The sequence below is a fragment of the Bradyrhizobium sp. CCBAU 45394 genome, from assembly GCF_028128655.1.
Classification (GTDB): Bacteria; Pseudomonadota; Alphaproteobacteria; order Rhizobiales; family Xanthobacteraceae; genus Bradyrhizobium; species Bradyrhizobium diazoefficiens.
Map to the genome: position 1 here is coordinate 80702 of NZ_LBIX01000170.1, position 12696 is coordinate 93397.

At 61.1% G+C, this 12696-nt stretch carries 12 protein-coding genes; all 12 read left to right on the plus strand.

All coding sequences use genetic code 11. The features are described from left to right. The first annotated feature begins 20 nt into the window (after positions 1-20). The 12 genes from WN73_RS27320 to WN73_RS27375 all read left to right on the plus strand — a co-directional run bounded on the left by WN73_RS27320 (position 21) and on the right by WN73_RS27375 (position 12681). Positions 21-1934, plus strand: coding sequence for a sensor histidine kinase (locus WN73_RS27320; protein WP_271555405.1), 1914 nt, complete (start codon positions 21-23; stop codon positions 1932-1934). Between the two features lie 94 nt (positions 1935-2028). Continuing rightward, positions 2029-3687 carry a DUF3300 domain-containing protein gene (locus tag WN73_RS27325; RefSeq protein WP_271555406.1) on the plus strand — a complete coding sequence of 553 codons (1659 nt, stop codon included), beginning with the start codon at positions 2029-2031 and terminating at the stop codon, positions 3685-3687. Beyond that, positions 3684-4601: a DUF2950 domain-containing protein gene (locus WN73_RS27330; protein ID WP_271555407.1), complete on the plus strand. Its 918-nt coding sequence runs from the start codon at positions 3684-3686 to the stop codon at positions 4599-4601. The genes WN73_RS27325 and WN73_RS27330 overlap by 4 nt, the downstream gene beginning before the upstream one ends. Positions 4602-4656: 55 nt before the next feature. Further along, complete coding sequence (locus WN73_RS27335; protein WP_442870129.1) at positions 4657-5055, plus strand: hypothetical protein; 399 nt, start codon at positions 4657-4659, stop codon at positions 5053-5055. A gap of 652 nt (positions 5056-5707) precedes the next feature. After that, entirely contained in the window at positions 5708-6049 is a 342-nt protein-coding gene (locus WN73_RS44435; RefSeq protein ID WP_333937989.1) for a Flp family type IVb pilin, read from the plus strand. Between the two features lie 102 nt (positions 6050-6151). Continuing rightward, positions 6152-6658 (plus strand): A24 family peptidase, encoded by a 507-nt coding sequence (locus WN73_RS27345; RefSeq protein WP_271555409.1) that lies wholly within the window; start codon positions 6152-6154, stop codon positions 6656-6658. Between the two features lies 1 nt (position 6659). Beyond that, positions 6660-7622: a Flp pilus assembly protein CpaB gene (cpaB, locus tag WN73_RS27350; RefSeq protein ID WP_271555410.1), complete on the plus strand. Its 963-nt coding sequence runs from the start codon at positions 6660-6662 to the stop codon at positions 7620-7622. Further along, positions 7622-8824 carry an AAA family ATPase gene (locus WN73_RS27355; RefSeq protein WP_271555411.1) on the plus strand — a complete coding sequence of 401 codons (1203 nt, stop codon included), beginning with the start codon at positions 7622-7624 and terminating at the stop codon, positions 8822-8824. The genes cpaB and WN73_RS27355 overlap by 1 nt, the downstream gene beginning before the upstream one ends. Further along, a complete protein-coding gene (locus tag WN73_RS27360) occupies positions 8821-10197 on the plus strand; it encodes a CpaF family protein (protein WP_060911419.1) in 1377 nt (458 codons plus the stop codon). The genes WN73_RS27355 and WN73_RS27360 overlap by 4 nt, the downstream gene beginning before the upstream one ends. 86 nt (positions 10198-10283) lie before the next feature. Then, positions 10284-11126, plus strand: a complete 843-nt coding sequence (locus WN73_RS27365) for a type II secretion system F family protein (protein ID WP_271555412.1) — start codon at positions 10284-10286, stop codon at positions 11124-11126. Beyond that, on the plus strand, positions 11123-12031 hold the full coding sequence (locus WN73_RS27370; RefSeq protein WP_271555413.1) for a type II secretion system F family protein: 909 nt from the start codon (positions 11123-11125) through the stop codon (positions 12029-12031). Before WN73_RS27365 ends, WN73_RS27370 begins: the two co-directional genes overlap by 4 nt. A gap of 2 nt (positions 12032-12033) precedes the next feature. After that, positions 12034-12681, plus strand: a complete 648-nt coding sequence (locus tag WN73_RS27375; protein ID WP_271555414.1) for a methyltransferase family protein — start codon at positions 12034-12036, stop codon at positions 12679-12681. Positions 12682-12696 lie beyond the last annotated feature (15 nt).

The following is a 12696-nucleotide window of genomic DNA, read 5'->3' on the forward strand; positions in this document are numbered from 1 at the left end:
GTTACTCTCGTGGAGAAAGCATGAGCGGGCGCATCGCCATGGCCCCGATCAAGTCAAGCTGGCCGATCATCGTTGCACGGTTCAGTCTGTGTTTGCTGGTCTGGGGCGCAATGGTGCCGGCGGCCCTTGCCGCCGATCGCAACGAGCCAAAACGGCTCCTGCTGCTCCATTCCTTCGGCCGGGATTTTCGTCCTTGGAGCGAATATGCCCGGAGCATCAAGGCCGAGTTCGAACAGCAATCCTCGTTTGCGCTGGACATCCAAGAGCACACGCTTCTCTCAGCGCGGTTCAACAGTCCCGGACCGGAGGCGCCGTTCGTCGATTATCTGCGTTCGCTTTACCGGGCCAGTCCGCCCGACCTCGTGATGAGCCTCGGAGCGCCGGCGGCGCGGTTCGTTCAGAAATATCGCGAGCAGCTCTTCCCGGATACACCGCTGGTGATGACGGCGGTCGAGCAGCGGCTGGTGAACCGGGGGGCACTGACCCAAAACGATGTCGTCATTCCGGTTCGCAACGACTTCACAGCATTCTTCGGCAGCATTCTTCAGGTGTTGCCGGAAACCCGGACCGTTGCCGTCGTCATTGGCGCCTCGCCGCTGGAGAAGTTCTGGCTCGACGAAGTCAAACGGGAGGCTAAGCCCTTCGAGGACCGGTTCGAATTAATCTGGTACGCAGACCTGTCGTTTGAGGAGATATTGAAGCGAGCCTCCACGCTGCCTCCACATACGGTGCTGTTCTGGCAACTGATGTCGGTCGATGGTGTCGGCGTCGCCCACGAAGGTGATCTAGCATTGCGCCGGCTGCACGCGGTCGCCAACGCGCCGATCTTCTCATATCAGGAGGCATTTTTTGGCCGCGAGACCGTCGGCGGCCCGATGCACTCGATATCCGAGTCCAGCAAGGCGACTGTCAGCGCGGCGCTTCGCATCTTCGCGGGCGAAAAGCCGGGCGACATCAAGATCGAACCGATCGGATTTGCCGCGCCGAGATACGACTGGCGCGAGATGGAGCGTTGGGGCATCAGCGAGAGCGATTTGCCGACGGGAAGCGAGGTTCTATTTCGCGAGCGGGGGCTCTGGGAAAGATATCGTTGGCAAATGGCAATGATCGCAGCAGCGTTCCTAGTCCAGGCCGGGCTGATCAGCGGGCTACTCCACGAACGTCGCCGGCGCCGTCTGGCGGACGTCGAGTCGCGGCAGCGCCTGGCGGAGCTCGCGCATCTCAGCCGCTATGCGGCCGCCGGGGAGATGACGACCTCCATCGCGCACGAGCTGAACCAGCCGCTCGGCTCGATCCTGACCAACGCCGAGACGGCGGAGCTCATGCTGAAGAGCGCTTCGCCGAACCTCGATGAACTCAGAGCCATCCTGGCCGACATCAGGCGCGACGATCAGCGGGCAAGCGAAGTGATTCGACGGCTGCGCAGCATGCTGAAAAAAACGCCCTTTGAAATTCGAGACATTGAACTAAACAATACCGTGCGGGATGTCATCGGGTTCGTCGCAGATGTGGCCAAGGGACGCGGCGTCGTGTTGAACTACCTTCCGGCGACGGCCGAACTTCGTGTCCGGGGCGATCCGATTCACCTGCAACAGGTTGTTCTCAATCTCGTTGTCAACGCCTTGGACGCGATGTCCGAAATTCAGACAGGCAAACGCGAAATCAACGTAACGACGAACGTTTCCGGTGCTTGGGCGGAGATCCGGGTTGGCGACACCGGCGCCGGCATTGCGACGGATGATCTCAAGAGCATTTTCAATCCATTTTTCACCACCAAGCCGCAGGGCATGGGCATGGGCCTGGCCATAGCCCGCACCATCGTCGAGGCGCACCACGGCACGATTTCCGCCGCGAACGCGCCCTCCGGCGGGACGCTGTTCAAGATCAAGCTCCCGATCGCGCGCCAGGCTTTCGCGTTGCAGCAGCACGATTAGCGCAGCCGGGACGCAGCCATTTCCCTTGATCTTTGTCAAAGAACGGTCGGGCCGCGGACCGATCCTCCAAATTGTGACTCCGATGGAGGATGTGATGCTTCGCTGTGCCAGGACCGTGATCGCGCTTGCGCTGTTGATGGCCATCCCGTCCGTCGCCTCGGCGCAGACGGCCGACAAACCTGCTGCTCCAACCGCTCAGCCGCAAGCGGCAAGCCAGGCTCCGCCAAGCGCCGAGCTCCTGAAGCCCGAGCAGCTCGAAGCACTGGTGGCGCCGATCGCGCTCTATCCTGACGAGCTGCTGGCCAATGTGCTGGCCGCGTCGACCTATCCGCTGGAAGTGGTGCAGGCCGATCGCTGGCTCAAAGAACACAAGTCGCTGAAGGGCGATGCGCTCAAGACCGAGGTCGAGAAGCAGGCCTGGGACGACAGCGTCAAGGCGCTCGCCAGCACGGCGGACGTTCTGACGATGATGAGTGACAAGCTCGATTGGACCAAGAGCCTGGGTGATGCCGTGCTCGCGCAGCAGCCGGACGTGATGGATGCGATCCAGCGATTGCGCACCAAGGCCTATGACAACAAGAAGCTCGTTACGACCAAACAGCAGAAGGTCAGTGTTCAGACGCAGGAAAACAAGCAGGTGGTCGTCATCGAGCCGGCCGAGCCGGGAACGATGTACGTGCCGTACTACGAGCCGGCCACCGTTTACGGGGCCTGGCCCTACGCGGACTACCCACCTTATTACTTCGGGTATCCGTCCTATATCGGCGCAGGCGTGATCGCGGGGGGGCTCGCTTTTGGGACCGCCTGGGCGATCGGACGCTGGGGCAATTACTGGGGCGGCGGCTGCAACTGGGGCAATCGCAACGTCTATGTCAATCACCGGACCACCAACATCGGAAATGGCTGGCAGCACAATCCGGCGCACCGCCAGGGCGTGCGTTACAACAACACCAATGTTCAGCAGCGTTTTGGCAACAACAATCTGAAGGCAGGCGCCGCGGACCGGATGGATTTTCGCGGCCGCGACGGCCAGCAGGTACTCAAGGATCGTCCGGGCGCCGGTGCCGCTGATCGTGCAGGAGATCGAGCGGGTGACCGCACCGGCGACCGCGCGGGTACGCGGGACCGGCCCGGTGGCGGCGATCGCGCCGGCGCTGCGGACCGCGCCAAGGGGAGTGCGAAGGGCGGAGGCGATCGAGCCAAGGGTGGTGGTGACCGCGCCAAGGCCGCCAACCGCGGCGGCGCTGGTGCCGGCAACCGCGCAGCGTCTGCCAAACGCGGTGGTGGAGGCAGCCGCGGCGGTGCCATGAACGTTTCCTCCGGCCGGGCGGCTGCAGCGGCCTCCGCCCGCGGGCGGTCGAGCATGGCGAGCATGCCCCGCGGCGGCGGTGGTGCGAGCTTCGCCGGGCGTGGCGGTGGCGGCATGTCCGCCGGAGGCGGCTTCCGAGGAGGCGGCGGCGGTGGACGGGGAGGCGGCGGCGGCCGGCGCTCCGACATTGCGCTGAAGCACGACGTCGTCTTGCTCGGCTATCTCGCCAACGGCCTCGGCTATTACCGCTTCAGCTATCTCGGCAGCCACAAGGCCTATGTCGGTGTCATGGCGCAGGAGGTTGAACGCGTGAACCCGTTTGCAGTCACCCGCGGCAACGACGGTTATCTGCTTGTCCACTACGAGAAGCTCGGATTGAAATTCCGTACCTACAGCGATTGGCTCGCCCGCGGCGCGAGGATCCCTGCGGAGGTCGCGCCATGAATGTTCTGAAGTCACTTCATCGCGCGGCGTTGCCGGGCATCATGGCGCTGGTACTGCTGAGTTCGACGGCGCCCGCGCAGCAATCCTTTCCCACGCCCGAGGATGCAGCGGCAGCTCTTGCCGCTGCAGTCAAGAAAGGTCCGGGCGATATTCTCAAGGTGCTCGGCCGGGCAGCCGACGACATCGTTTCGTCCGGCGACGAGGTTGCCGATGCAGACATACGCCAGCGCTTCACGTCGATGTATGATGCCAAGCATTCGATCAAGGCGGAAGGCAACAAGAAGGCCACGCTGATGCTGGGGCCGGACGACTTCCCGTTCCCAATTCCACTCGTCAATGCAAAGAGCGGCTGGGAATTCGACACGGCCGAGGGACGGATCGAGGTTCTCTATCGTCGCATCGGCCGCAACGAGCTCGACGCGATCCAGACTGCGCTCGCCTATGTCGATGCCCAGAATGAATATGCCGACAAGGATCGCGGCGAGGGCGTGGGCGTCTACGCGCAACGCATCGTCAGCAGCCCGGGCAAGAAGGACGGCCTGTTCTGGCGCGACGATAGCGACCCGAGCCCACTCGGTGCACTGGCGGCGGAAGCCTCGGCCGAAGGCTATAAGGCCGGAAGTGTAGAGCCGAGCCCATATCATGGATACTATTTCCGTATCTTGAAGGGGCAAGGGGCGGATGCGCCCGGCGGTGCTCTCAACTACGTCGTCAAGGGCAAGATGATCGGTGGCTTCGCCCTGATCGCCTGGCCAGCCGAATACGGCAATTCCGGCGTCATGACCTTCCTGGTCAATCACGCTGGTACCGTCTACCAGAAGGATTTGGGAGAGCGCACCGAATCTATCGCCCAGCGCACGACGCTGTTCGATCCGGACCAGACCTGGAAGAAGGTCGATGCCGCAAAACCCTGAGAGCAGCAGGCGAGCGTGGCTGCGTTGGATTGCCCGGCACCTGGCAGCAATCGCGTTGCTCGCGTTCATCATTCCCGCCACGCCGTCACATGCGCAAGCCACTGGTCACGTCGAGGTAAAAATCGTGAAGGCGGGATTGCTGATCGGCGGTGGCGCCGGCAGCGGGGTACTGACCTATCGAGGGCGCGTCTATCCCTTCAGGGTGTCGGGCCTGAGCTTCGGCATCACCGCCGGCGCAACCGTCGGGCGACTAGCGGGGCGGGCGTCAGGCATCAGAGAGGTGCGCGATTTCGCCGGCACCTACACCTCCGTCGGCGGCGGAGCCGCCCTCGTCGGCGGCATCAACGGCGCTCACCTGCGCAACGAAAAGGGCGTCACGATCGTGCTGCAAGGTCCCAAGGCGGGCATGGAATTCGCCGCCAATCTCAGCGCAATCACGATTACGATGAGATGAGGCGGTTTTGAAATGGTACTGTCGCCGGTCTTGCGCAAGACCGGATCGCATCATGCGTCATGTCGCGATCGGACTTGCGAGCGTCTTTGGGGCCAGTCAGGATAAGCGAGCTACGGTAACAATTCCAAACCGGAAGACGCTGATGCGAACACTCTTTCCATCCTGTGTCGCCCTGGCCTGTCTCTGGGCAGCGGTGACCCTGAGCTCGTCCAGCGCGAATGCAGTGTTCTGGCGTGGCCTGACCGCACCAACCAACATCGACTACCACGGCTACACCATCATCAAGGAGCCTCGGCCAAGCCCCTGCCAGTGGATACGGGTCAACGGCTATTACGTCCGCCAATGCGTACGCTAGCTGCTGTCCGTGCTTCGTGTGAAGTGCCGGCGATTGGTCATCTCGGTGCTGTCCGCTATCCAAGGTCGGGAATGGCTGGATTCGGCCGATAAAATAGAGCGCACCGACATTGGCGGCTGAATAGCGCCCTCAGTCCGCGATTGCGTTCAACTCCTCAACGCTCTCTCTGCGATCGACAACGCCGTGCATCGTCAGGCCCACGACGGCTGAGCGATCGGCAAGCGCCAGCGCGTTGTCGCGCGTCGACCGAACGCCGGCCACTCGGCGAAATGGTTAATCGAGCGAGGAGTACCCCTTATGCTCCGCATCACCCCTCTATGGAGCACGCGAAACCCTCCGAGCGAACATTATAAAAGAATCCAGTTGGCGCAGGGGTTTTTCGCCAACGATCATTCCGATGTCTGTCATCTCCAAGGAAGGGATCCTCCTATGTTGACGTACTATATTGAGACGAGAGAAGCGTTGAAGCGTCTGCGCACGGACCAGGACGGCGTGGTGTCGTTCGAGTACATTATCGTCGCAGTTTGCATCATCGGCGCAGTCTCGGCTGTGTTCGGTGGTGGAGCTACTGGCAAGATCGGCGCGGCACTGACGACCGGGATCACCGCCATCACCGACGCCTTCGCTGCGGCTGTTTGATACGGCCATCTGACGCCAGAGGGGGGCATCGGAACGTGTCCCCCTCTTGAATGCGCTCCGTATTTTTGCCGTGCCTTCCTCCTCTTTCCGGCATGCATTTTCATGAGCTGGATTTCTTACATAGCCTCGATACTGGAAATCCTGTTGTTGCTGTATGTCGCAACGCTCGATGTCGCGACCCGCTTGATCCGCAATGACATCTGCTTGGTCCTGGCGCTCCTTGGGATCGCCGGTCAACTTGCCGGCCCGATGCAGCTCGTCGAATCCCTGGTTGCCACGACGATCCTGTTCTTGCTGCTGTTCACGATTTACCAGCGCGGATGGATTGGCGGCGGCGACGTCAAATTGCTGGCTGCTTTGTCGATTGGTCTGCCGCCGACAGGCGTGATGCAGTTGTTGACGACAACCACGTTGGCCGGCGGCGTTCTTGCCCTCGTGCATCTGATGATGCGCGTCCTGCCACATCCGAAGCTGGCGCCGGTCGGATCGTCGTTCGCACGCCGCGTCTATGCGATCGAGCGGTGGCGCCACGTGCGACACGCTCCCCTGCCTTACGGCGTAGCCATAGCGTGCGGTGGCATCTGGACCATCTTGAGCAAAGGATTTTGACATGTCATCCGCGTTGCGCCTCTCGATCATCCTGGTGCTGTTGCTCGCAACCACTGCGTTCGGGCTGATTGCCTACAACATGAACCTGCCGAAGCAGGTTCCGGTAGCGGTCACCGAGCAGGGGCCGGCGCCGGCGCCTCCTTCGACTGTCGGGTATTTTGTTGCGGCACGTCCGCTGTCGAAAGGCACATTGGCCCGCGAAGAAGACTTCGTCGTACGCTCGGTGCCGCCTGAACGTCTTCCGGCAGGGGCGATTCTGGAAACGCCCGACTCGAAGGCCGGACTTCCCGGCTCTCTGGTTCGCAAGTTCGTCGACGTTGGCAGTCCGATCACCTTGCAGGACGTATTGCGACCGCGAGATCGGGGTTTCCTGGCCAGCGTCCTGGCACCGGATAGCCGTGCAATCAGCATCAAAGTGGACGAGGAGTCCGGCGTCTCGGGGCTGATCAGGCCGGGCGATTATGTCGATGTCTTGTTGACCCAGGTGTTCGAGAAGGCAGATCCCGCGCGTCGGGCCATGAGCGAGACTGTTCTGGCAAATGTTCGGGTCATTGCGATTGATCAGGAGATTGTGCAGGGCGGGCGAACCATAACCTCGGTGGCCGGCAAGCAAGCGCAAACTGTGTCGTTGGAGCTTGCGCCAGACCAGGTCAAGAAGGTCACGGTCGCAAAGCAGATCGGAACGCTCTCCCTGGCTGTACGGGCAGCCGTCGAGCAGTGGGATACGGTGGACACTGGCGCCATGTCCAGCTGCGATGTGTCGCCGGAAATCGCCCGCCAGAATGCAATTGCCGGCCGGACTGCAGCGATAGTCGTTCATTCCGGCGGACAGACAAAGCAATACTCAGTCAGGAAACAGGACACGGGCGACAGCGCCACCATCGTCAACTGCGATGGGTCGGAAGTTTCCCGCCGGGGTGCGACGATGGTGGTTCAGGCAGGCAAGTTGCTGGAGAAACGTTGATGAGCGTTAACATTGCAGTCGTCAGTTCGCCTGAAGAAGCTACATCTGTAGTCGCACGCAACCGGATCGTCTGTTTTGTAAACGACGAGCTTAGTGCTGCGGCTCTGCGCAAGGGCCTCGAAGGCAGCAACATATCGATCAGGCGTGGCACGATCCGCAATGCGATACGGATGCTCGAAACCGACACCGAGTTATTCGCGTTGGTGGCGGACATCAGTGGAATCGATGATCCATTTGCCGAACTGGCAAAGCTGGCCAGCGTCTGCCCACCCGATGTCCGGGTGGCTCTGATCGGTGAGAGCAGGGAGATCACCTTCTACCGCGAGCTTATGGAGCTCGGCTTGACCGAGTACCTGCCGAGGCCGCTCACGCGGGACATGGTGCTGGACCAGCTCCGCCCGAAGCTGCTTGGCGACGCGACGCACGGTTCGGTCGATCGTGGCGGACATGTGATCTCGATCTGTGGTGCGCAGGGTGGTGCCGGCGCAACGAGTATCGCCATCAATCTCGCGCTGCAGCTTGCCGAGACTACCAAGGCCAAGGTCGCGCTGCTCGACCTTCATCTGCAAGGCGGCGAAACGGCGGTGATGTTGGGTGTTCAGCCCGGACCAGGGCTGCGCATCGCATTGGAGAACCCGATGCGGGCGGACACGTTGTTCCTCGAGCGCGCCGCAATCGAGGTCAACGAGCGGGTTTGCCTGATTTCCGCCGATGAGGAGTTGGATGCGCAGCTCGACATCACTGAAGCGGGCGTGAGGCACGTGTTGGGCCTGCTCCGCCAGCGGTTCAATTACATCGTTGTCGATGTACCGGTCCCGTTTCCGCCGTCCATCCATCCGGTGATCACTCTTTCTCGTCACGTGCTGGTGCTGCTGGAAGCCGAGGTAACCGGACTTCGCAATGCCCATGCACTGCGCGCCGCCGTCACCAACATCGCCGGGAAGGATCGGGTCTTCACCTTGCTCAACCGCGCCGGTCGGCCCGGGGGCCTTCCCAGGGCTACGATTGTCAAGGCTCTGGGCGCAGAGCCGGACATGGTGGTTCCCGATCTCGGAAAGGGAATGACCCAGGCGGTCAATCTCGGAATTCCAGCGCTGAAGCACGTATCAGGACTGCGACGTCACCTCGCCCCGATCGTACGGGAGATCACGGGGCTCGGCGTCGAGCGAAAGGGACGGCTGAGGAGGCTGCTCGGACTATGAAGATCTTTGGTAGGCGCGACGACGATACGCCAGCTCGTTTGCCCGCATTGACGCCGTTGCCTGCGTCGATGCCGAGCTTGCCTGCATCCGGGCCCAGGCACGAACCTTCGCTTCCGCAGCCCCTGATGTCGGCGTCGCTCCGCGAGCGGGTCATCGAGCAGATTGAGCCAGCGGTGGCCGCGACTGTTTCGCGCGATGTCCTTCGGCGGCAGATCGAGGAAATCATCCATGGAATCGCCAACGAAGAACGGCTCGAGCTTTCGGGTCGTGAACAGCTTCAACTGGCGGATGAGATTGCGGACGACATGACCGGCTACGGGCCGCTGCGTCCGCTTCTGCTCGATCAATCGATCAACGACATCATGATCAACGGACCGAGCAACGTTTATGTCGAACGAGCCGGCAAGCTGGAGCGGGTCGCGGTGCGATTCCGCGACAATGATCACATTGCATCGGTGGCGCAGAAAATCGCCGCGCAAGTTGGTCGGCGCATCGATGAATCCAGTCCGATGGTGGATTGCCGCTTGCCGGACGGCAGCCGGGTGAACATCATCTTTCCGCCGCTGGCGATCCATAGCCCCTGCATTTCGATCCGAAAATTTCCAAGCCGCCGTCTGGACCTCGCCGGGATGGTCGAAAACGGCTCAATGACCGCGGCCGTCGCACAATTGCTGGAGATTGCCGCCCGATCTCGGCTCAATGTTCTGGTCTCGGGCGGCACCGGGTCCGGCAAAACGACGCTGCTCAACGCCATGAGCCAGTTCATCGATCACAGCGAACGCGTCGTCACCATCGAGGATGCGGCCGAGTTGCAGCTTCAGCAGCCGCACGTGATCAGCCTCGAGACCCGGCCTCCCAGCCTCGAAGGCACGGGGCTGGTGACACAACGCGATCTCTTGTGGAATGCCCTGCGCATGCGTCCTGACCGGATCGTCGTGGGTGAGGTCCGCGGTGCTGAAGCGTTTGACATGCTGCAAGCAATGAACACCGGCCATGATGGTTCGATCTCCACGGTCCATGCCAACAGCGCCCGCGATGCCCTGACCCGCATCGAGAACATGGTGCAGATGGGACAGGTCAATCTGCCGTCGCGGGCCATCCGAACCCAGATCGTCGCTGCGCTGGATATCATCGTGCAAGTCGAACGCATGCGCGATGGACAGCGTCGCATTATTCAGATCAGCGAGGTGATAGGCCTGGAAGGGGACGTGATCACCACCAATGACATCGCAGCCTTCGAGTACCACGAAGAGGATGAGCACGGGCGGATATCGGGCACCTACAGGTCCACCCTGGCAGTCCCGAAATTCAAAAGCCGTCTTGTCTATTTCGGGCTTGATCGCGCTTGGGCCGAGGCCGTGAGGGAAATATGATATCGGAGTCGGTGATCTTCGCTGTTCTGGCACTCGCGATGTGCGCGGCAGTCAGTTCGTTGTGGCTCGATGGTCGAGAACGACGCATGCAGCGCCAACTGGCGATAGCTCTACCGCCCTCCCATCCGGCCAACCTGCCATCCATTCGCCGGTCGGAGACCGGAGCCGGGCCTCTGTTTCTCCGCCGCCTAGCCAATTACAGGCCCGAGATGGTTCACGCCTGGCATCCGGCGTATGTGCTAGTTGCCGCCGCCATCACGGTAGCCGCAATCTTTTATGCTAACGGCCAGCTGGGATTCTCCATTCTCTACGCGTCTGTCGTAGCTGCAATTGCTGCCTTGGTGGTCGTGCGAGGTCTGTTCGGATGGCAGCAACGTCGCTTCGCCGTTCAACTTTTTCGACAGCTGCCTGACGCGATCCAGCTGGTGACAGGTACGGTTCGATCGGGTCTGCCTGTGCATGAAGCATTTCGCACCATCGCGCGCGAGATGCCGCAACCAACGGCTGGGCAGTTTGCCATCGTATGCAGCGAAATGAATCTGGGGAGAGCTCCGGAGGAGGCCGTCGAAGCAGTCTATCAGCGATCGCAAGTGGCGGAGTATGCGATGTTTGCGGTGACACTCGCAGTCCAGTTGAAGTCAGGCGGCAGCTTGGCCGAAACCTTGCAGACGCTGGGAGACACCGTGAGTCAGCGTGTTGCGCTGGCGGCTCGCGCCAAGGCACTGGCAGGAGAGGTGATCTTTTCCTCACGAGCACTCGCAATCTCGCCCGTGATTGCGGGTGGGGTGCTCTACACGGCCAATCCGCAGAATGTCGATCTATTGTTCTCTGATCCGACTGGAAACAAGCTCCTTGCTTACGCAGCGGCCTCAGTGCTTGTCGGGCACCTGGTGATAAGTTGGATGGTCAGACGGGAAACAGAACTATGACCTTTAGTCTCAGTTTGGTGGCTCTCGCGTTGGCAGCTGGGACGGCGACCTGTGTGTTGATCATCCGCGAGATGCACGTCCGTGCATTGGATACACGGGTGTCAAACGCCGTGCTGGGCATGCCTTACCGGTCAGCACCCTTCCAGGACGTGACCGGTTGGTTTTCATGGCTCGGCATGCGGTATCGGCGCTTCTACGCCGAGGAGAATCTGGATCAGCTGCGAACGATCCTTCACTCATCCGGTTTCAATCATCATCGAACCTTGCCGACCTGGATCGGCGTCAAGGTCGTCAGCATGTTCCTGTTCCCGGTGATTGCGTTGCTTCTTGCGAAGCTTTCGGGAAGGGCACTTGCCGATGTGGTGATCTTCACGCTCATGGGCGTGGTGGTCGGAATTATGGGGCCGCGCTTGATTCTGTCGGTGATGAAACGGCGTTTTGATGCTGCCATTCGGCAAGGCACGCCGGACATGATTGATTTGCTGGTTGTATGCAGCGAAGCGGGAATGGGCATGGAGGGCGGGCTGGGACGTGTCGCGGAAGAGATGAAACCGTCCAATCCCGCCATGGCCTGGGTGTTGCACCGTCTCCTTGAGGATCTGCGGATGCTGCCGAATCGCATCGACGCATTCGATAATTTGGCAGCTACCTCAGAGGGGCTTCGCCGGTTCGGCACAATGATCAGCCAAAGCCTGCAATACGGAACGCCGTTGAGCCAGGCGCTACGCAGTATCGCCGTCGACCTGCGGCGGGAACGTATGACCAAGCTCGAAGAAAGGGCGCACAAGTTGGGCGCCAAGCTGACCATCCCGATGGTGCTGTTCCTGCTTCCGGCCATGTTCGTCATCATGGGAGGAAGTCCCATTCTGCACCTCGTGCGTTCGTTCGCCAGCTTCGGGAAGTAGCCATGAGCACAGTCGCCCTGTCGAAGAACTGTTCTTACGATCGGATCATGCAACTGTTCGGCAGCCTGTGGTTCATGCTGCTGGCACTTTGCGTCGCCATCAAGGTTGGGTCGTCGCTTGCCGATCCATGGCCATCGCTTCTGTCGGGCTTTTGCCTCGGCATTTTCTACGTGCTCCTGGCGCTGTTGATCATGACCCGCTCGCCGGCAAAGGCGCACGCAGATGGCCTGCTTCCAAGAATAGCGGCGTTCGTCGGCAGCTATTTGCCATGGACCATCAGCTTCCTGGGCAAGACCGAGGAAACGCTGCCAAACCTGGCATCGACAGCCTGCGTGCTGGTCGGCACGATCATGATGCTTGTCACTATCCGGCATCTAGGTCGATCGTTCAGTCTGGTGCCACAGGCGCGTTCGGTGGTGCAGACCGGTCCGTATCGATGGATCAAGCACCCGCTCTATGCCGCAGAAGAAATCGTGGTGCTGGGCGTCGTGCTGCAATACCTGACACCGGTCACGGTGATCGTGCTGGTCCTGCATATCAGCATCCAGGTATGCCGAATTCTTTACGAGGAGGACCTGCTTCGCCGCACTTGCCCGGAGTATTCCAGCTACGAAGCGTCGCGTTGGCGAGTGGTCCCTTATATTTGGTGAGTGGCTATGCGTGGC

Excerpts from the sequence above, each read along its gene's own strand:
- WN73_RS27345 (WP_271555409.1), top strand. The coding sequence starts at position 6,152 with ATGAGCTGGATTTCTTACATAGCCTCGATACTGGAAATCCTGTTGTTG.
- WN73_RS27320 (WP_271555405.1), top strand. The coding sequence starts at position 21 with ATGAGCGGGCGCATCGCCATGGCCCCGATCAAGTCAAGCTGGCCGATC.
- WN73_RS27355 (WP_271555411.1), top strand. The coding sequence starts at position 7,622 with ATGAGCGTTAACATTGCAGTCGTCAGTTCGCCTGAAGAAGCTACATCT.
- WN73_RS27325 (WP_271555406.1), top strand. The coding sequence starts at position 2,029 with ATGCTTCGCTGTGCCAGGACCGTGATCGCGCTTGCGCTGTTGATGGCC.
- WN73_RS27375 (WP_271555414.1), top strand. The coding sequence starts at position 12,034 with ATGAGCACAGTCGCCCTGTCGAAGAACTGTTCTTACGATCGGATCATG.
- WN73_RS27360 (WP_060911419.1), top strand. The coding sequence starts at position 8,821 with ATGAAGATCTTTGGTAGGCGCGACGACGATACGCCAGCTCGTTTGCCC.
- WN73_RS27365 (WP_271555412.1), top strand. The coding sequence starts at position 10,284 with ATGCAGCGCCAACTGGCGATAGCTCTACCGCCCTCCCATCCGGCCAAC.
- WN73_RS44435 (WP_333937989.1), top strand. The coding sequence starts at position 5,708 with ATGCTCCGCATCACCCCTCTATGGAGCACGCGAAACCCTCCGAGCGAA.
- WN73_RS27330 (WP_271555407.1), top strand. The coding sequence starts at position 3,684 with ATGAATGTTCTGAAGTCACTTCATCGCGCGGCGTTGCCGGGCATCATG.
- WN73_RS27370 (WP_271555413.1), top strand. The coding sequence starts at position 11,123 with ATGACCTTTAGTCTCAGTTTGGTGGCTCTCGCGTTGGCAGCTGGGACG.
- cpaB (WP_271555410.1), top strand. The coding sequence starts at position 6,660 with ATGTCATCCGCGTTGCGCCTCTCGATCATCCTGGTGCTGTTGCTCGCA.